This window comes from Phyllobacterium sp. K27 (assembly GCF_054796155.1).
Window position 1 is genome coordinate 348,298 of sequence record NZ_JBTWND010000004.1, and the last position, 19,342, is coordinate 367,639.

16 protein-coding genes and 1 pseudogene are annotated in these 19,342 nt (G+C 57.7%); 7 read left to right on the forward strand and 10 right to left on the reverse strand.

Translation table 11 applies throughout. The features are described from left to right. Nucleotides 1–6 precede the first annotated feature (6 nt). The 4 genes from ACYJL1_RS23165 (at nucleotide 7) to ACYJL1_RS23180 (ending at nucleotide 3,508) form a co-directional block, all read left to right on the forward strand. Nucleotides 7–864: an SDR family oxidoreductase gene (locus ACYJL1_RS23165; RefSeq protein ID WP_460899457.1), complete on the forward strand. Its 858-nt coding sequence runs from the start codon at nucleotides 7–9 to the stop codon at nucleotides 862–864. Between the two features lie 39 nt (nucleotides 865–903). Next, nucleotides 904–1,506 carry a cysteine hydrolase family protein gene (locus ACYJL1_RS23170; protein WP_460899458.1) on the forward strand — a complete coding sequence of 201 codons (603 nt, stop codon included), beginning with the start codon at nucleotides 904–906 and terminating at the stop codon, nucleotides 1,504–1,506. A gap of 393 nt (nucleotides 1,507–1,899) precedes the next feature. Beyond that, a complete protein-coding gene (locus tag ACYJL1_RS23175) occupies nucleotides 1,900–2,484 on the forward strand; it encodes a GNAT family N-acetyltransferase (protein ID WP_460899459.1) in 585 nt (194 codons plus the stop codon). Between the two features lie 673 nt (nucleotides 2,485–3,157). Next, nucleotides 3,158–3,508, forward strand: a complete 351-nt coding sequence (locus ACYJL1_RS23180) for a CAP-Gly domain protein (RefSeq protein ID WP_460899460.1) — start codon at nucleotides 3,158–3,160, stop codon at nucleotides 3,506–3,508. A gap of 265 nt (nucleotides 3,509–3,773) precedes the next feature. On the opposite strand, the pseudogene ACYJL1_RS23185 reads toward ACYJL1_RS23180, so the two are convergent. The 8 genes and pseudogenes from ACYJL1_RS23185 to ACYJL1_RS23220 all read right to left on the reverse strand — a co-directional run. Continuing rightward, nucleotides 3,774–4,721, reverse strand: a pseudogene (locus ACYJL1_RS23185) (bile acid:sodium symporter family protein); the annotation flags it as partial. A gap of 90 nt (nucleotides 4,722–4,811) precedes the next feature. Continuing rightward, the gene (locus tag ACYJL1_RS23190; RefSeq protein WP_460899461.1) at nucleotides 4,812–6,398 is read right to left on the reverse strand and encodes a gamma-glutamyltransferase family protein; all 1,587 of its coding nucleotides are present in this window, start codon (nucleotides 6,396–6,398) and stop codon (nucleotides 4,812–4,814) included. Next, entirely contained in the window at nucleotides 6,385–7,392 is a 1,008-nt protein-coding gene (locus tag ACYJL1_RS23195) for an oligopeptide/dipeptide ABC transporter ATP-binding protein (protein WP_460899462.1), read from the reverse strand. The genes ACYJL1_RS23190 and ACYJL1_RS23195 overlap by 14 nt, the downstream gene beginning before the upstream one ends. A gap of 5 nt (nucleotides 7,393–7,397) precedes the next feature. Continuing rightward, nucleotides 7,398–8,345 carry an ABC transporter ATP-binding protein gene (locus ACYJL1_RS23200; protein WP_460899463.1) on the reverse strand — a complete coding sequence of 316 codons (948 nt, stop codon included), beginning with the start codon at nucleotides 8,343–8,345 and terminating at the stop codon, nucleotides 7,398–7,400. Next, nucleotides 8,342–9,235, reverse strand: a complete 894-nt coding sequence (locus ACYJL1_RS23205; protein WP_460899464.1) for an ABC transporter permease — start codon at nucleotides 9,233–9,235, stop codon at nucleotides 8,342–8,344. Before ACYJL1_RS23205 ends, ACYJL1_RS23200 begins: the two co-directional genes overlap by 4 nt. Beyond that, nucleotides 9,235–10,182, reverse strand: coding sequence for an ABC transporter permease (locus ACYJL1_RS23210; RefSeq protein ID WP_460899465.1), 948 nt, complete (start codon nucleotides 10,180–10,182; stop codon nucleotides 9,235–9,237). Before ACYJL1_RS23210 ends, ACYJL1_RS23205 begins: the two co-directional genes overlap by 1 nt. Then, nucleotides 10,182–10,634, reverse strand: a complete 453-nt coding sequence (locus tag ACYJL1_RS23215; RefSeq protein ID WP_460899466.1) for an ABC transporter substrate-binding protein — start codon at nucleotides 10,632–10,634, stop codon at nucleotides 10,182–10,184. The genes ACYJL1_RS23210 and ACYJL1_RS23215 overlap by 1 nt, the downstream gene beginning before the upstream one ends. After that, complete coding sequence (locus ACYJL1_RS23220) at nucleotides 10,556–11,803, reverse strand: ABC transporter substrate-binding protein (protein WP_460899467.1); 1,248 nt, start codon at nucleotides 11,801–11,803, stop codon at nucleotides 10,556–10,558. The genes ACYJL1_RS23215 and ACYJL1_RS23220 overlap by 79 nt, the downstream gene beginning before the upstream one ends. A gap of 201 nt (nucleotides 11,804–12,004) precedes the next feature. Between ACYJL1_RS23220 and ACYJL1_RS23225 the strand changes: the two genes are divergently transcribed. The 3 genes from ACYJL1_RS23225 to ACYJL1_RS23235 all read left to right on the forward strand — a co-directional run bounded on the left by ACYJL1_RS23225 (nucleotide 12,005) and on the right by ACYJL1_RS23235 (nucleotide 14,157). Beyond that, nucleotides 12,005–12,652 carry a GntR family transcriptional regulator gene (locus ACYJL1_RS23225; RefSeq protein WP_460899468.1) on the forward strand — a complete coding sequence of 216 codons (648 nt, stop codon included), beginning with the start codon at nucleotides 12,005–12,007 and terminating at the stop codon, nucleotides 12,650–12,652. Nucleotides 12,653–12,689: 37 nt separating this feature from the next. Next, nucleotides 12,690–13,040 carry a hypothetical protein gene (locus ACYJL1_RS23230; RefSeq protein WP_460899469.1) on the forward strand — a complete coding sequence of 117 codons (351 nt, stop codon included), beginning with the start codon at nucleotides 12,690–12,692 and terminating at the stop codon, nucleotides 13,038–13,040. 163 nt (nucleotides 13,041–13,203) lie between these two features. Beyond that, nucleotides 13,204–14,157: an NmrA/HSCARG family protein gene (locus ACYJL1_RS23235; protein WP_460899470.1), complete on the forward strand. Its 954-nt coding sequence runs from the start codon at nucleotides 13,204–13,206 to the stop codon at nucleotides 14,155–14,157. Between the two features lie 17 nt (nucleotides 14,158–14,174). Here ACYJL1_RS23235 and ACYJL1_RS23240 read toward each other — a convergent pair whose 3' ends face one another. Beyond that, the gene (locus ACYJL1_RS23240) at nucleotides 14,175–15,095 is read right to left on the reverse strand and encodes a LysR family transcriptional regulator (protein ID WP_460899471.1); all 921 of its coding nucleotides are present in this window, start codon (nucleotides 15,093–15,095) and stop codon (nucleotides 14,175–14,177) included. 422 nt (nucleotides 15,096–15,517) lie between these two features. Further along, entirely contained in the window at nucleotides 15,518–19,033 is a 3,516-nt protein-coding gene (locus tag ACYJL1_RS23245) for a hypothetical protein (RefSeq protein WP_460899472.1), read from the reverse strand. Nucleotides 19,034–19,342 lie beyond the last annotated feature (309 nt).

Genomic DNA, 19,342 nt, shown 5'->3' on the forward strand with positions numbered 1-19,342 from the left:
TTGCTAATGACTAATCATCCCACGCCACCCTTTGCCTACCGACCACAGCCCATTCCGGGCGTTACCAGCGCAATGGATCCCATTCCGGATCACGGCGAAAAATCCTATAAGGGATCGGGCCGATTGCAGGGCAAGAAAGCTGTCATCACCGGTGGTGACAGCGGTATCGGACGCGCTGTCGCAATTGCCTTCGCACGTGAGGGAGCAGAGGTTCTCATTTCCTATTTAAACGAGGAGGAAGATGCCGAAGACACCAAGCGGGTGGTGGAAGAGGCGGGAGGCAAGGCTGTGCTCGTATCCGGCGATATTCAATCGGCCGAGCATTGCCGAGCGATCATCGGGAAAGCGGTCAGTGAACTGGGCGGTATCGATATACTCGTCAACAATGCAGCCCATCAGGCGACGTTCGACGATATCGGCGAGATATCGGATGAGGAATGGGAATTGACCTTCAAGGTGAATATTCATGCCATGTTCTATCTGACCAAGGCGGCTGTGCCGCATATGCGGTCGGGCAGTGCCATTATCAACACGGCCTCGATAAACGCAGATACGCCAAATCCGTCGTTGCTTGCCTATGCCACCACCAAAGGTGCAATCCAAAATTTCACCGCTGGGCTGGCCCAGCTTCTCGCCGAGAAGGGAATTCGAGCCAATGCCGTTGCCCCGGGACCGATCTGGACGCCGCTTATCCCATCCACCATGTCAAAGGAAAAGGTGGAGAATTTCGGGAAGCAAGTGCCGATGAAGCGACCGGGGCAGCCTGCCGAACTGGCAACGGCGTATGTGATGCTTGCTGATCCTCTTTCGAGCTATGTCTCCGGTGCGACGATCGCAGTGACAGGCGGCAAGCCAATACTTTAAACTTCGGGGCTCAAACGATTGCGTTGAAAGGTGCAGGAGATGGCGCTCGGATTGAGATTCGGACCACTTGGACAAAACGCTGCCCATCTGTGCGTTGACATGCAGGGTATATTCAGTGGCGACAGCCCGTGGTCGATGCCTTGGTTCGAGCGCGTTCTTCCGAACATTTGCTCTCTGGTGGAGCATCAGCCGGCACGGACTGTATTCACGCGGTTTATTCCGGCGCGAACATCCCGAGAAGCTGGCGGTTCTTGGGCCAGATACTATGCGCGATGGGCCTCTATGACACTGGATAACATTTCCGTCGAAACGCTCGACCTGGTTCCTCAATTGAAACGCCATGTTCCACCCGCGGTCGTTGTCGACAAGCAAGTTTATTCTCCGTGGCACTCAGGCGATTTGCATGACTGTTTGAACAGTGCTGGCGTCGACGCCTTGTTGATTTCCGGGGGCGAAACTGACGTTTGCGTGCTGGCCACGGTTCTTGGCGCGGTCGATATCGGCTTTAGGACGATTATCGTAACCGATGCAGTTTGCAGTTCTTCGGATGCGGCACACGACGCCATGCAGGAATTTTATGCAACACGCTTGTCGCTTCAGGTCGAGACGGCGGCGACGTCGGAAATCCTGGCCAATTGGTAAAGAACAACGGGCCACGCAACGATTTGCGCCGTGACAGTATATAGCACGCATTTTCTTACCATTCGATTAGGAGGGGTCAATGTTCATCCAACCGAAGCACAGCCGCCCTGGGAACAAAAGAAGGCACAATGCGTTTATTTCTATCAAACGTTAGATTTGATAGGAGCGTCTTATGAATAACCTGATCTGGCTTGTGGGTGCAGTTGTTATAGTCCTCGTTATACTCGGATTTTTCGGCCTGCGTTGAGGACTTGGCCAAGCCTATTCTGCATATTCGGTTGCATTACCTGTGAACCAGCAGCAACTGGTATCGCTCCTCCGTCATCCGGGTTACGATGCATAGCTGAGAACGGGCGCGGACGCTCCGTCGAACCACCTGCTCAGGAGGGCAATGTGAAATTGCAAACCGTGAAAGTTATGGCCGAGGCCGAGGAAGATCCGGCGGTCGAAACGGTCGTGCTTGCGTTTGCAGCAGACCCCATGGCGCGATGGACTTGGCCGCATGCACACCAATACGTTGCGGCGATGCCGCGAATGATCCGGGCGTTCGGGAACAGCGCGTTCTCTAACGGGACTGCGTTTTGCACTGACGGCTACGCCGGAACGGCGCTGTGGCTACCACCCGACGTGCATTCCGACGAGGAAGGGCTTGGTGCGGTGCTCGAGAGCACAGTTGCGCGCTCTCTTGCTCCCGAAACAACGGCCATATTCGAGCAAATGGCCACGTTCCACCCGACCGAACCACACTGGTACCTGCCCCTGATCGGCGTAGACCCGGCGCATCAAGGCGAAGGTCACGGTGACGCCTTGATGGCGTACGCACTCGCTCGGTGCGATCTCGATCACGCGCCAGCCTATTTGGAATCCTCGAACCCGCGCAACATACCGTTCTACCGACGCTACGGCTTCGAACCGCTCGGCGCGATCCAGGTCGGTTCATCGCCGACGCTCGCCCCGATGCTGCGGCGGGCGCGCTGAGCTTCAATTTTGAATCGCACAGTTTTGTCCCAGGGCGTCCTGCACGGCTCAGCGGCGAAACAAAGATGGAGCGGGGCCGGCCAGGCCGTTTGCCGGCGGGCACTTAATCGGTTCACGGGCATTGTCTGCTTTATAAGTCAGACAATGCAGCTTTTACGACCCGATATGAGGGCGCATAATTGTAGTTAAAAGGTCTCTACCCGGATTTCTGGCAGGATAGTTGCCAAATCAACCCTCAGAGATTCGAACTTTTTCACCACTGAACGCCGTCATTTTCTACGCTTCTCCACGCACTGGCGTGTGTTCGATGGCTCTAGCGTGTGTACTATGGAGGGCAATCGGCGGTATTTGGCGCGCCGCGCCGGGCGATGATGAGAACTATGTCTACGCCAAAGCCCTGCTTTAGGCCAGATCGCACCCACAGCGTGTGTGCCGCTGAATCAGCCGAACTCCCCAAGAGCGCAACGCGCTCGGGAAAGATGTAAACTCTATGCGCTGGCTGGAATGCTTGATGCGACTCCAATAGGGAAACTGCAGTTCATTGCTCGGGATTTGTCGAGGATAACCCATCAGCGACATGCACTGTCTAGAGTGCTATGTGAGAGAATAGTCAAAGCCTTCGGTCAAATGCCGCCAAACCGGACCTTTTCGATGATCGAGCTAGGAAAGCATCATGAACGACTTTTACATTGGCCAGAAAGTTGTATGCATCGACGACAAATTTAAAAACGTCAGCATTGACCAGATAATCCGAAAGGGCGAAATCTATACCGTCCGGTGGATCGGCTTGTATCAGCATTACGTTGATGGTGAATTCGTAGGTATAAAGCTTGAAGAAATACATCGCGGCAATGATGATGGACCTGAAGGCTATTGTGCCGCTGACATGCCTTATCGAGCAACTCGCTTCCGTCCGCTGGTCAAAGACAAGATCGGGATGCTGCGGGGCTTACTTAACCCCAGCCCGGATGCACCAGCAGACTCGAAGAAGAAAACCCCGGCAAGGAAGGATGTGAAGGTATGAATGCATTTGAGATTGCCGAACTGTTTATCCACACCGCTTATGTCAATATGCGGCTATCCGCATCATCAAGACCGCTAGAGCCGGGATCGACAGAATTTTAGTGGGGGTCTGGGTTCGATGTTCCTCAAGGCGACAGATCCCAGCGTCAGATTTATTTGCCTGCGCCTTGGCCGGCCTGTTGCGATTGCTTTCTCGCCGGCCGGTCGGGCTGGAAATTGCGGGGGAGAGTTGTTCCCGAATCCGCAACCTCCGGAAGTCTTCGGCGAGCTGCATATCTTTGAGCGATAATTGCGCACGTCATCAACTGGATCTGGTGGAACAGCATGAGCGGCAGGACGATCGTGCCGAGGGGTTGACCAGCAAAGATCACGTTTGCTATCGGCACGCCACTTGCGAGACTTTTCTTGGAGCCGCAGAAGGTGATCGAAATCTCGTCTTCCTTGCCAAATCCCAGCAGACGGCTGCCAAACATTGTCAGGCACAGGACGAAGAACAGGAGCCCCGCGTCCACCGCCAGGACGACCACGACGTCAGCGACGTAGAAGCTGGTCCAGATGCCGTCCACGACGGCGTGGCTGAAAGCAAGATAGACTACCATCAGAATAGAACCGCGATCGATCGGTGCCAGGAGTTTCTTCCTGGCCCGGATCCAATCGCCGAGCCACGGCTGCAGAGCCAGACCCGCGATGAATGGCACCAGCAACTGAAGCAGTATCTTGAACAGCGCATCCAGGGAGAAGCCCCCATGACCGTTTACAGCAAACAGCAGGCCGACAAGCAATGGTGTCAGGAACATGCCTAGGATGTTCGAAACCGTTGCCGCACAGATGGCCGCAGAGACGTTGCCGCCCGCCATCGACGTGAAGGCGATCGACGATTGCACGGTTGACGGGAGGAGGCAGAGAAAGAGGATGCCGAAATAGAGCGGTCGGGGCAAAACGGTTTCCGGAAGCAGGCCTACGGCCATGCCGAGCAGGGGGAAAATGGCGAAGGTCACCGTCAGGATCACCAGATGCAGCCTCCAGTGAAGGAGGCCTGCAATAGCCACATCGCGTGAAAGCCTCGCGCCGTGCAGGAAGAAAAGGAGACCGATGGCGATGTCAGCTGCGATCGAAAAGCCGTTTGCGTAGGTTCCCCGTGCGGGAAAAAGCGATGCAATGATGACGACGCAAATCAGCATCAGGGTCATGGTGTCAGGAAGAAAGCGGCGCATATTGGTCTCGATCTGTCGGTACTAGCCGTTTGATTGAACGCTGAACGGCCGCCGCCATCGGACATCGGCTGTTCGGGTGACATCGGGCCCTCAAAAGCCTAGTGCCATGCCGTCCTTGCGGCTGTCCGATCCGCCTTCAAGCAGGCTCTCGCCGATGTGGATCGCCTGGCTGCCACCTATGGGGCTGTTTGCTATCTTCAGGACGTGACCGCGAGCAGCCAGATCCTGGCGCGTTTCGGCACCGATACTGGGCTCCAGTTCCAGCTCTCCGGAAAAGGCGAAGCTGCGCGGCTCGTCCATCGCGGCCTGGAGATCCAATTCGCGATCGATCACCGCCGACAGAAAGGCGGCGTGTCCGGCCGCCTGATAATGGCCGCCCATGACGCCAAAGGGCATCACCACACGGCCTGCCTGCGTCACCATTCCGGGAATGATCGTGTGCATGGGCCGTTTGCGCGGGCCGATGGCATTGGGATGCCCCTCGATCAGACGGAACGAGGCGCCGCGGCTGTGGAACAGCACGCCGGTCGCCGGGTCGAGCCTTGTCGAACCGAAACCGTGGAAGATCGAGTTGATGAAGGAAAGCGCATTGCCCTCCGCATCGACCACGCAGAGATAGATCGTGTCCTTGTGCTCCGGTTCATCCCAGAGAACGGGCGGCCGGGCGTGCTTCATGTCGATCCGGGAGCGCAGTGTTGCCACCACCTCCTCGGACAGCAGCCTATCGGCGACGTCGGGGCAGTTGTCGGCATCGGCGATCAGCGCATCGCGATGGTGATAGGCGAGCTTCGTCGCCTCCGCGTGAAGGTGAATGCGATCAGCCTCGCTTGCCCCCGCCAGATCGAAACCGTCGAGGATTCGCAGGATCAGAAGTGCTGCCAGCCCCTGACCGTTCGGCGGGCATTCGTGGATGTCATAACCGCGATAGCGCGCGGAGATCGGCATAACCCAGTTCGCGCCATCCCTGCCGGCGGCGAAATCCTCGACCGTATGCAGGCCTCCGAGCGATCGCAGATGAGAAACCATCCTGACTGCCACCTCACCTTCGTAAAAAGCGGACGCCCCCTTCGCGGCAATGTCCTCCAGCCGGTCGGCCAGCAGTGGCTGTGCATGGCGCGCGCCGGCTTCAGGCGCATTTCCACCCTTTAGGAACAGCGCCGCCGCATGTGCATCCCCCGCGACAATCGCGGCGTTGTTCGCCCAGTCCATGGCGACGCGCGGCGTGACGGGATAGCCGTCGCGCGCATAGCCGATTGCGCGTCGGAAAAGCCTCGCCATCGGCATCGATCCGTGATCGCTGTGCAGCCGGCACCACGCCGAAATCGCGCCCGGCACGGTCACAGCATGTGGGCTCGTCTGCGGAATTTCGCTAGTCAGGCCGGCGTCCCGGAGCGCCGCCACCGTCGCTGCGGCAGGTGCGCGGCCTGAACCGTTCAACGCTTTGACCGCGCCGCCTGCCGGAGCATAAAGGGCGAAGCAGTCGCCGCCGATACCCGTCATCAGCGGATCGACGACGCATTGCACGGCCACGGCCGCGATTGCAGCATCCACGGCGTTGCCTCCGGCCTGGAGCACTTCAAGACCGGCGGCCGTGGACAGCGGATGTGAGGTGGCTATCATCGCCCGGGGCGCATAGGCGGAGGGACGGCGGGCGGAAAAAAAATCAAACTTCGACATGCTGGGCCTTTGAGACGTCTGAGGATGGTAGTGGATGAAAGCAGGCGGCTGCCCGGTCCGGGGCATGCCGCATCAGGGCGGGGTCGGCTGTCAGACAATTGGACTGTGCGAAGGCGCAGCGCCCGGCGAAACGACACCCCATAGGCAGATCGAGCGGGCTTGGTATCTCGCCCGGTAACGGATCGGTGATGGGTTGGAAGAATTCCGGCGCGGCACGGCGCAGTGCAAGGGAATAGGGGTGGGCCGGCGCTTCGAGAACGGCATTTGTCGGCCCGGTTTCTACAATCCGGCCCAGATACATGACCGCGATCTCCTCGCACAGATAGCTTGCCACGCCAAGGTCGTGGGTGATGAAAACGAGCGTGAGCCCCATCTCGCGCTGGAGACGTCGCAGAAGATTCAGAAGCTGTGCCTGCGTCGATACGTCGAGCCCCGAGACCGCCTCGTCCGCCACGAGCACCGACGGATTGGACGCCAGCGCCCGCGCAATCGCTACCCGGCGGACCTGCCCTCCGGACAAGGCCGCCGGATAGCGGTTCGCGATTTCGGCGGCAAGACCCACACGGGAAAGTAGCGACGCGACACGTTCCGGTATCTCGCTTTCGCCACAAACATTGAAATGGCGTACCGGCTCGGAAATCAGCGCTCTGACGGTCATGCGCGGGTTCAGCGAACCGCGGGCATCCTGATAGACCATCGCCATTTCGCGGGCGAAGCCGATCCCGTCCGCGCGCACACTGGTCACGGGCCGGCCCCGATAGAGGGCAAGCCCCTGGGTGGGTTCAGTCAGGCCGAGAAGTACCCGCAGCAGCGTCGATTTGCCCGAACCGCTTTCGCCCACCAGCGCGATGCTGACGCCACGCCGTATCCGCAGCCGCACGCCGTCCAGCGCCGCCAGCCCCTGTTTCCGGCGTTTGAGGAATCCCTCCTGGCGCGTCACCTGATAGATTTTCTCTACGTCGAGAAGCTCGAACAGCGGTTGATCGTCCGCCATCGCGTTCACTCCGGATGCCAGCACGCCAGTGCCCTCCCTTCGATCTCGGTAAGAGGCGGACGCTCGCTTGCGCATCTGGCCGTCGCGCTCGGGCAGCGGGTAGAGAAACGGCAACCCGCCGGCATGGAGTCATAACCGGGCACGCCGCCTTCGGGCGGATACAGTTCCTTCGCTCCAATTTCGAGAACGCAGGATTTCAGAAGCCGCGTGTAGGGATGCATGGGATGCTCCAGTACGACGTCGCAAGGCCCCGATTCCATCACCTGCCCTGCATAAAGCACGACGATCCGGTCGCAGCACTGGCTGGCCAGCGCCAGATCGTGCAACACAAAGATGCAACTCGCCCCCCGCGCGCGCGTCTGGTCCAAAATGAGTCGGACGATCTGTGCCTGAATGGTTACGTCAAGCGCCGACGTCGGTTCGTCGGCGAACAGGAGATCGGGATTGCAGGCCAGCGCTATCGCCACCATCACCCTTTGTTGCATGCCGCCTGACAATTGATGCGGATAGGCCGACAGCCGCGCTGCCGCATCATTGATGCCGACGCTTTCCAAAAGCTCCTCCGCGCGGTGCCGGGCAGCGACCCGCGACAGGCCAAAATTGCGGCGGAGCACTGAAGCGAGCTGGCTGCCCACTGTGTAACAGGGGTTGAGCGCGGAACCGGCATCCTGAAACACCATCGAAAGTCGCCGGCCACGCAGCTTCGACCAACCCTTTTCATCGAGTGCGATGAGATCTGCCACATCATCGAAACTGGCCCGGCCTTCGATACGGACCTCTCCGGAGGCTGTCAGGCCCAGGAGCGCCATGGCGATCGTCGATTTTCCGGCGCCACTTTCGCCGACCAGAGCCAATGTTTCGCCCCGGCCGAGTGTCAGGGATACGTCGTCGAGAATGCGCTTTGTACCGCGATGCAGGCTGAGACCTTGCACATGGAGAAGGGGCGCATTCATCGGCTCATCCTCAGCTTGGGATCGAATTCCTCTCGTACGCCGTCGCCGACGATGGATAGCGCAATCAGCAGCAATGCCAGCGCAAGTCCTGGCATACCCGACATCCAGGCGGCGAAGCTGACGAACCCACGACCTTCTGCGATCATGAGGCCCCAGTCGGGAGTGGGAGGCGTGACCCCTATACCGAGGAAGGAAAGGGAGGAAGAGACGAGGATGGCCTCCGAGACGCGGATCGTCACCTGCACGAAAAGCGGAAAGATCACATTCGGTAGGATATGACGCCGGATCACGGTCATGCGCGGAATACTCATTAATTCCGCTGCCTCGACGAAGAGCTGGGCCTTGACCTGCAACACATCTGACCTGATGGTGCGCGCGAATGGACCGATCAGCGACAGGCTGACAGCGATGATGACCTTGTCGACGCCGGGTCCAAGTATCGCGATGAAAGCCACGGCGAGGATGAGCGAGGGAAGTGCGAGGATCGAGTCGATCACCCGCATCAGCACCCATTCCGTCCCGCCGGTTGCGAGGCCAGCTGCAACACCCAGCACAAGACCACCGGCAGCGCCCATGGCCACCGAAACGATGCCAATCAACAGGGCGTAGCGCGCACCATATATAATGCGGCTGAGGATATCCTGTCCATAGCTGTCCGTTCCAAGGAGATGTACGCTGTCCGGCGGTGCCATCATCGCGTCTATCGATTGAGCTGTGGGGTCATAGGGAGCAAGCTGCGGCGCGAAGATCGCGCACAGCACGAAGCTCAACGTTACCAAAAGCGCCAGCGTGAAGAAGGGCCTGCGCACGAACATGCTCTTCGGGCGACCCGGCCGGGCGGGAGCGGCCGGAAGTGCCCTGTCAGCGACAGTTGTATCGGTGGATGTCATCAGCGCGGCCTCAATCTCGGATCAAGCAGGGGATAGGAAAGATCAACGATGAGATTCACGAGGATGAAGAGTATCGCCGTCAGCATCACCCCCGCCTGGACCAGGGTGTATTCGCGGCCAAGCACCGCGTCGGTCAGCATCTGGCCGATTCCCGGCAGCGAGAAGACCGTTTCGGTCAGCACCGCTCCTTGAAGAATGCCACCAAGTTGCAGGCCGATCATCGTCACCACCGGCATGGCTATGTTGCGAACTCCGTGGATCCAGACGACTCGCCAAGCAGGTTCGCCCCGTGCACGGGCGGCGACGATGTAGGGCTGGTCCAGCACCTCGACCAGCGAAGCGCGTGTGACCCGCACGATCATTCCAATGAAATAGGTCGACAGCGTCAGCGCCGGGAGCGCTATGTGATACATGCCGTTCCAGAACTCGTCCCAAGGCGCGACGAAACCCATGACAGGAAACGCGCCGGCCTTGACCGCCAGCAACCAGATCAGGACGATGCCCAGAAAGAATGAGGGGAACGCCGTTCCGGTCAGGGCAAAGACCGCAATGCCGGCGTCCCAGATTGAATCCCGCTTGACCGCCGAAAGGACCCCCAAGGGAACACCCACCGCGATCGCGAGAAGGATGGAGCAGACTGTCAGCGTCAGCGTGACGGGCAGCGCCTCATATACGACGAACTGAAAGATGTCGGCGCGGGCGACATAGGACGTGCCCCAGTCACCGGCGACAAAATCCCTGAGCCAGGTCAGGTATTGCACGACAACCGGCTGGTCGAGGCCGAGTTCACGCTGTAGCGTGTCGTAACTCTCCTGTGAGAATTCGGCACCCAGCATCAGCATAACCGGATCTCCCGGCGCCAGCTTCAGCAGGCTGAAACTGGCCACCGAGACGATCAGCAGGACGACCGCGCTCTGAACAATCTTACCGAAGGACTGCGAAATCATCAGCCCAGGCTCACACCGTGAAGGTTCATGAGGTCACAGGGAATATAGTTGAAGCCCTGCACTTTTTTCGAGAACACCTTGTAGATTGGCATATGCGCCAGCATCGCGACCGGCGCTTCATCCATCACAATATCCTCTGCCTTATGGTACAGGCTGGCACGAGCTGGCACGTCGATTACTGTCTGCGCCTTGGTGCACAACTGGTCGAACTCGGGATTGGACCAGCCCCAGTAGTTCCACGAACCGCCGGACTTGAATTCCGGGAACATCGTCTCCTCGGGATCGAGATCGGCCACCCAGTCGAAGTCGAGCATCTGGAACGTTCCATCCTTCATGCGCTGTACCCAGGCAGCAGGCTCCAGGAGTTCGAGCTTTACCTTGATGCCGATTTCGGCAAGCATCGGCGCGATCGTCTGAGCGACACGCGTGCCGACCGGGCCGCGCTCGGCCATGATATAGGTAACCTCGATCTCGTCTTGGTTGGCGGCTTTTGCGCGGACTTCCTGGCCCTGGCAAGATCGAAACGATGGCCGCGGTCCGTATTGGCAATGTTTGGATCGTAATAGCCGGTCATCGGCGGAGAAATCGGACTGTAGGCCTGCTGGGCCAGCCCGAAATAGGCCTGTTTCAGCAGCGCTTCGCGATCGATTGCGAAGGCCACAGCGCGACGTAGGTTAACATCGTTGAAAGGCTCCGACCTGTTGTTCATGCCGACATAGGTGTAGTTGCCCTCAATCTCTCCATAAAGCGTGACATTCGGAATGTTCTTGACCTGGGCAACCAGTTGCATAGGGCAATCGGTCATGCCGTCGATCTGGCCGGAGACGAGTGCAGCGACAGCTGTACTCGGGTCGTCGATCAAGACAAAGGAGGCGCGCTGCAACTTCGGCATGCCGGGCTCAAAATAATCCGGGTTAGCCTCCATCTCGATCGCGTCGTTGTTGCGCCAGCTTACGAATTTGAACGGACCGGTGCCGACGGGATTGCGGCCATAATCCATACCGTATTTCGCGACCGCCGTCGGGCTGACGATGGTGCCGGCGCGTCCCGTCGACCCGGTCAGCGCGACCGGCAGGAAAGCATAGGGCTCGGAAAAATGTAGACGAACGGTCAGCGGATCGATGATCTCGACCTCATTCAGCAACGCCAGCTTCCACGCATGGGGCGAGGCCGGCGTGCCGGACTTCACCCGCATCAGCGAGAACTTTACCGCTTCTGCGTCGCAGGGTGTGCCATCGTGGAATTTCACACCTGCATGCAGCTTGAAAAGGTGAGTCCGGTCGTCTTCGAGCTTCCATGTCTCGGCAAGGTCAGGCTCAAAACGCACCACCTTTCCGTCATAGGTCACCTTCAGAAGGCCGTTGTGGATATTGTTGATGATCTGCACCGCAGAAAGGAAGAAGGTGAAGTGTGGATCAAGCGTGTCGATATGCTTTATCGCTGCAATGCGGATATGGCCGTTTTGCTTGGCGTACGCCAAATCCGGCATCATGCTGGCGGCTCCTGTCGTCAGGATTCCCGCACCGATCCCCTTAAGAAGGGTACGGCGTCCGATCTGTGCGGAAATGCGTTTTTCGAGAATTTTGCGATGATCAATGCGTGCAGGCAGTTCATTCGTCATTTCTGGACAGCTCCTGTTGTTTCTGCCTCCTCCCGAGGTGAAACTGATCACGTGGAACGTGATGGAGATGTCGGCTCTTCTCTTCTGCCCCGCCCGTTGGTGGGTCTATGGGCATTCCCCTTTTGCCGATCGCCTAATGTGGACTGTACGAACGATATGTATACATTTGCAAGCATAAAATGTTCTGCTAGAGAAAAAAACATGCAAACAACCGAACGCTGGGCCGATCATATCCATTCGGCCCTTATCCAAAAAATTGTTTCCGGCGAGCTGAAACCCGGCGACCTGCTGAATGAGCTGCCGCTGGCCGATGAATTTAGCGTATCACGCACACCCGTGCGCGAGGCATTGCAGCGGCTGAGCGCCGACGGACTGGCGGAACGGGGTAGCCGGCGGGCGTTCGTCGTGAGGCAAATGGACATGGGCGCAATGCAGGATCTGTTCGAGGCGGTCGGCGAGCTGGAAGGACTGGTCGCGCGCATGGCGTCGCTTAGGATGACAGAACTGGAACGTCAGGCGCTCGTGCGGATCGTGACCGAAGGCGAGAGCGACAATATCGACTATGCCCTGACCAATGTCCGCTTCCACGATGCCATTCATACCGGAGCACATAATCAGGTTCTGTCGGCGACGCTGAAGAACCTCAATCTGCGGACGCTGCCCTGGCGCGTTGCGCAACTTCGCGCCCGCATGACCCGGGTGCAAAGTTCGCGCATCGAGCATCGAGCCATCATGGAAGCGATCCTCATCCATGACGGAGAGGGGGCGGCACGACGGATGCGCGCCCATATGGCTGCTTCCTTCATGGGACTGGTCGAGATTGCCGGCAAAACCGGCAGCGTCTCGTAAACGGTGGCGTTGACTGGATCGGGCCGCGGGTGGATCCGTGAAGTTGCGCCAGCCATCAGTGCAGCTTCGGCATCATAACCTTGACTTTTATATTGGCGTGGCTGTTGCTTCGAAGACGCCGTTACGCAGCCTTGGTGTGGGTCAGCATGAGCAGACCATTGGCGATGCTGCTGGCAAACCTGCGTCATCGCAGACACTAGAGTGCGGTCGTGACAACTATCCGACCCTTGTTGATGCCAAATCTGCCGTACCGGCCCACGCCTTCGAACCTTCGTCCCGATTTGGTCGCTCGGCTCGTTTCATTCCATGGGGAATTGCACATCCATGGTTGTCATACTTATCCATAAAACGGGATAATGTTATCCATTCCGCCTCCGTAGAGCGATGAAATTTTAGCGGCTAGAATGCTCATTGTTCGGTCACCCGTTCCAGAGCCGCATCCGTATCGAAACCAGATGCCGCAGCGCAATTTGACTGCAACGGCGAGAACTCGTCCGGCAGGACGCTTGGCTGCGCAGTAATGCTAGTCGTAGAAGAAGGAACTGATCACAATGTCCACAATTAACCAGCCGCTGATCGCGATTGTAGGTGCAACTAGTAAACAAGGTCGCAGCGTTGCCACGGCACTTCTGGAAAGTCGGCGCTTCCGTGTTCGGGCTCTCACCCGGAAGAAGGACTCTCCGGCAGCTCGGCAGCTCGAAGCGCTTGGAGCAGAAATCGTAACGGTGCCACCCGAACTCGGCCATCAAAGGGAACTTGTCGCAGCGTTGAAGGGCGCGGATGGCACATTCCTGATGACGCCTCCCATCGCGCCGCCGGAGACGATCGAAGCGCCTTTAGGCCGGCAGCTAGCCGATGCTGCCGTTGATGCTGGCGTTGGACATATCGTTTTCAGCACCCTTGAAAATGTCGACAAGGTCTCTAAAGGGATGAAATATGCGCCGCACTTCACCGACAAGGCGCATGTTGCAGATTATATTCGTGGCCTTACTGTCTCCCATTCCTTTATCATGCTGGCATTCTTTTACACAAATCTGCTGGAATATTATGTGCCGCGCTTTGAGGGCGATACCCTCCTGCTGCCGATCTACCTTCCTGAAGATTTCCGCGCACCTTTCGTTGATCCACTGACCGCGACCGGGCCGGTTGTTCTTGAGATATTCTCGAACCCCGCACTCTACAACGGAAAAACTCTTCCGATCGTTGGCGATGTCATCTCACCGCGCGAAATGGTCGAAGTTTTCCAGCGGGTGACCGGCATTAAGGCGGAGTATCGAAACGCTTTTACGCGAGATGGCCTGTTGCACTATTTTCCGGAGTTTGCCGCTAATGAGCTGCTTGTCCGGGAACTTCTGGGAATGGTCGAATATACGGTCGAATACGGTTATTATGGCAAAGAGCACGATCTGGATTGGAGCCGCCGCCAGAACCCCGACACACTCAATTGGGAGGTATATCTGCGCTCGACGGGATGGCGCGGCGATAAGCGATCCTTCGGACTCTGAGAGCTCGGCAAGCTCAATCAAGACGCGCCAATACCAGGCAGTTTTGAAAGTTCGGCCACGAGAAAATCAATGAGAAGCCGTACGCGGGCGATACCCGCGCGCTCAGGTACGATAAGCAGGCTCAAGGGAACGCTGGACAGGAGATAGCCGCCAAGAAGGACTTCGAGCTCGCCGTTATCCAGGAGATCGTGTACCAGCCAAAGGTGGGCGGGGCCGATGCCGCGTCCGGCGGCGAAGGCGGCACGGGCGGCAAGTCCGTGGTCGACACGCAATGTCCCGCTGACCGGCACCATCAGGCTGGTCCCATCGGCGGCTGAGAAAACAATCCGGTCGCTTCCCGCTACATTGGACATTATGACGCTTTCGTGCTGTGACAAATCGGTCGGATGCTCCGGCCATCCATGAGCGGACAGATAATCGGGTGAGCCCACCAGCACGCGACGACTTTCGCCGATAGCATGAAGCTTGATCGAGCTATCAGCTATGGGGCCAAGTCGCAGTGCTACGTCCACACCTTCGCGGATAAGGTCAATTCGCTCGTCAGTGAGATTGAGGTCGACCCTAATATCCGGGTGCTCGTCCTGAAATTTGAAAATAAGGCCCGTGACGTGCATAATTCCGAGCGCTGCTGTGCAGGAAAGCCGAATGGCTCCTGCGGGAGCCTGTCGCGCATTTCGGGCTTCTTCGGCGGACTGTTCGACTAGGCGCAGGATTTGAAGGCAATTTGCATAGTAGCGACTACCTTCGTCTGTGAGCATGACGCGGCGCGTGGTGCGGCTAAGAAGAGGCACGCCAAGAGCCTCCTCAAGTTCATTGATATGCCGTGTCACTGTCGATTGACCGACTCCAAGTTCCCGTGCGACTGTCGACAGATTGCCGCGTTCGGCAACGCGGACAAAGGTCCGCATTCTTTCAAGAGAGAAGCCTTCTCTATTCATTTTCCAGCACAATCATACTCATTATCTTCATATGAAGAACTATCGGCCGCCCCGGACGAGTGACTAGTACTATGAGAAGTCCATCCGTTGCCTGCCGTACATCATCGCCTATGAGATACGGCAGATAGCGGGCCGGGATAATAGTCATATTGCACGTGATCCACACAAGCCGAGATTGGCAAGATGAGGAATGGCAACAGTAGGTTCCAAAAAAGTCACCACCGGACAGCGACGGGCACTTGCACGATCCACTCTTGCAGAGCGACTGGCATCAAACGGTTCTGTAGTCGCCCAAACAGCCGCTGATCGAAGCGCTGCTTGCTTATGACCACTTTCTTTCGCCATGCGCCCTCGTGCCGGTATTCCACTTTTGTCAGCACGCGATCTGAGGCCGGATTTCCCTCCTCTGTCCAAGGAAGGTTCTAGTTCCTCATCTGCGGCAGTACGATACCAGGATTGTTCAGCATGCCTATCATCTGTTCTTCTGGGATCGTGCCCTCTATCCAATTGTTCAACTGCTCGATCGTAAGCGGCTGAGGATAATAGCCCCGCTCGTCACCCCGTGATTCCATGAGGTATCCGTCGTCCTCAGATTGAAGATCGACGATCAGGCCTTTCGAGGCTTCGGACAGCTCTTTAAGCATGTCATTGGGCAACGCCTCCTCATTGTATAGAATATAGTCGAAGAACTCCTGCTTCTCTTCAGGCGTGTCATAACCGCGATACTCGGCCAGTTGTTCCAGGAGCGGGAAGAGCGGCCGACCGACCGCCTCATCGGAAGCACCGAAATCGTCTCTGCCTTCTGCCAGGATCGCCGCGCGCTCTTCGTTCACGGGCGGTTCCAGATTGGCCAGAATGGACTTCATGTCTGCTTCGAAGTAGGTGCGCTGGTTCTCATTTGATTTCCACTGCAAGATTGCTGCGCCGCCCAGCCAAACCGCCGCTGAAATCCACCCCAATGGCCCTGCCCAGGAGGATCCGGCAAATATCGCAATGGCATGAGCCGTGCTAACAGCACCCATGGAGGTCCAAACGACACCGCCCAGCGTGTTGCCGTTGGAAAATTCGGTGCCAGCGGTCCAGAAGGCGATCGGGCTCGTCACCGCCGCAATCGTATGTCCGAGAACCCTGACAGCGCCAGGACCATTCACGAATCCGGTGCGGGTAAATCGGTCAAGGCGTCCGCCCTGATTGAAGATGCTACCCATTCCCGTTGATGGTCTGACGTGCCTGCCCTGTGGTATGAAGAAGTTCTGGACACCGGCTGCCGCCACGCGCGACATATCTACCCCGGCCAAGGCGCCGAAGACCATCGCCCAGGCTTTGTCATCGAGACGATCGGAAGTTATGAATTCGTTGGCGCCCCAGATGTTCAGGGCACCGCTGATGGAGCTGAATGGAATCGCTGCGGCTCGCTGGCCACGCAGACCTTCTTGTGGTGCGAAATTTTGGCCGCCTGTCGCCGTATTCCAGCGACTGGTGATGTTTTCCGCAATGGGCGATGGATTTACCAATGCCGTTGAAATCTGCAGGCTCGAATTCTTGATTTCGCGCGAGAGAAAACCGCCGCTCGGACCATTGGGCTGGCCAGTCTCCAACGCCTCAAGTGTCATCAGGAGCGCCGCGCCGTGGACGGGTTGATCGCGCAAGGCCTCAAGGGCCTCCTCGCGGCTATTGCCCTCCAGACTATCCAGAACCTCCCGCACCGGTCCTGGTAGTTCCGCCATTCCCGGAGGCAGTTCGATAATGTCGGAATCCGGATTTTCGAGCTGGTCTTCTATTTTTTCATAGACATCCAGAGCATCGCCGAAGACGGTGTTAAACTCCTGGTCGGAGACATTCTCGTAGAGGGAAACATACTCCTGAAACAGTTCGGAATTTTCGAGCGTGGTCTCGACCTGCTCCAGCGTCAAAGCGGGAAGCGGCTCCTGTGGCATGCCCAGGCCGGACGCCCCAATCATCGAGATTGAGTTTTCGTCGCCCTCGTCGCCGAGAAGCGTTGTTTTCAGGTCTCCGTGCTCGCCGGTCAAACGCTCGTAGCCATCGAGGCCAGTTCCCTCAAGGTTGCGCAATGACTCCGGCAAGGCTTCCAAGGCCGCGTTCGTTGCAACCGCGCCGGCGAAAAGACGCTCAAAATCCCTGACGGTTTCAGGGTTTTCCTCAAGGTTGCCCTGTTCGGTGGCCTCGATCGCTTGCTGACGGTTCTCCTCGGGAACAAGCCCTCCCAGATGGCTTCCTGCATACTGGGGATCACCGAAGAGGCGAACATAATCTTGTGTGGTCTGGTCCGCGTCTTGCCTCAGTTTGTTGACGCCGACGGAGACCATATGCAGCATGGTGTCGGCTGCTCCTTCCCAGCCTTTTTTCGCGTATTGGTCGGCCATGGCGATCGCCAGGGTCGCCCCGTCTCCGTTGCCGATGCTTTCTGCAATCCCCCATCGCAGCATCCGGTCACCAGCCGTTCCCGCTTCAGGGTTTAGATCGCCGCTATCTGCCTCTACCAACAGTTCTGCCAGGCGAGAGACGCCTTCGGGAATCTGCATCCGCCCGTTTTCATCAAGTTCCGCAGATGCGCTGGCCTGGGTGGCAACTACGCTCAAATCGCTGAGCAGCTCTGCTTCTTCGTCGGAGATTGTGCCATCCCCATCCGCTGAAGTCTCCTGCAGCGGATACACTATCTCGGCCAGCCGCGAGGTCGGCGGACTGTCCTCGCCTTCATAGGTTCCGGTCGGCGGCATCTTCGATAGCTCGACTAGGATCTTGTCGGCCCGATCGGCGGGAACACCCAACAATTGAAGTTCGAGCGATTCGCCATCGGTGATCCTCTCGGCAACATCGGTGACCCTCACCTGATGCTGTGCAGCCCCCAGCGCGTCGAGGTAGCCCTGATCCACCTTCAGCGTTTCAGCATCGATCGGGCCGTAAAAGGCCAGCTCCGCTATGAGGTCGTTCACAACCTGATCGCTGTCGAAATCGGACGAGGTCGGATAGGGCGGGTTGATCCTTTGGCGCAAGACGTCCTCCAGATCCTCCTGGAAAGCGCTCCAGTCTCCGCTCTCAACCGCGGCCGCCCCGCTTTCCCGCAGGCTCGAAAACAGCCCGTTCATGTTCATTCTGAATGACTCTGCCCGGGAGCCGATCAGATCCGACAATCCCTCGGTTTGCGGCAGAATGGCTTGCAAATGGTCTCTGATCCCATTCAGCTCAGCTTCGAATGCTTCACCGTCCATTATGCCGGCGGCGGAGATGAGTTCAGCGTCCACAAGCCCTTGCAGCTCCGTTTTCTGGGCGTTCGATAAATCGCCGATGGAGCCCACCTCGTCGAGAATCTCGAACATTCCATGGATATCCTGCATGCGCTCATCGCTGAGGACCGTGATTACATGCGTTTCCGGCAGGCCGTCAGGATCCGAGCGCATTTCCGGATTGATTTGTGTCAAAAGCTCCGCATATTGCTCGGCATAATCCTTGTCGGGGTCGAAACCGAGCCTTTCCGCCACGTCCGGGTCGAGGCTCTGGTCGTAACCGAGTTGCCGCGCGATCTCGATGAGCGAATCGTTCTCCTGTGCCTTGTAGGTGATTTGTCCCATGGGGCTGTCATTTGCGGGATTGCTGCCGTCGAGCTCGGTTCTCGGTTCCTGCGTCGGAGCGACGTTATAGACCGGTGCCACATTGAGCGGCTCATTTCCGTTCCTCAGCGGCGAATGATAAGCGAAGACAAAAGGTGCGCTCTGATAATGGTCAAACCCGTTGGTGTGGATGGCATTTTCGGCGGTTGGTCGATCATTCCCGGCAGAACCAGTTGAATTATTCGCCGATGCTGCTTCGGATTTCCTTGAACGATTTTGCTCAACGATCCTATTCCAGATGATGGATGAATTCTGATCCTTGTTAACAAGCGGCGTCCATTTGTTATTAATTCTGGTAATCGCAGGCATTGTTTCCCCTCGCAATACTACCCGACCAACATCACCGCTTCATCGATGTAATAACCAACTCTCCGCGAGCTGGTCATCCATTGAGTCCAAATGACAGAATTAAGTACTTCCGACGATTGTGCACAACACAATAAATTTCCGTTTGTAATATTTCGGAGGAACCGCGGGCGCTGGGCCTGAATACGCAATTGCCGACAACTGGACCATGCGCGGTGAGTATAGATATGCCGATTTTGGTGATCAGGACTTCAGTTGTGACGGCGCGGACTACAATGTCGACCTGTAATCTCATGCTGTAAAGCTGGGCAT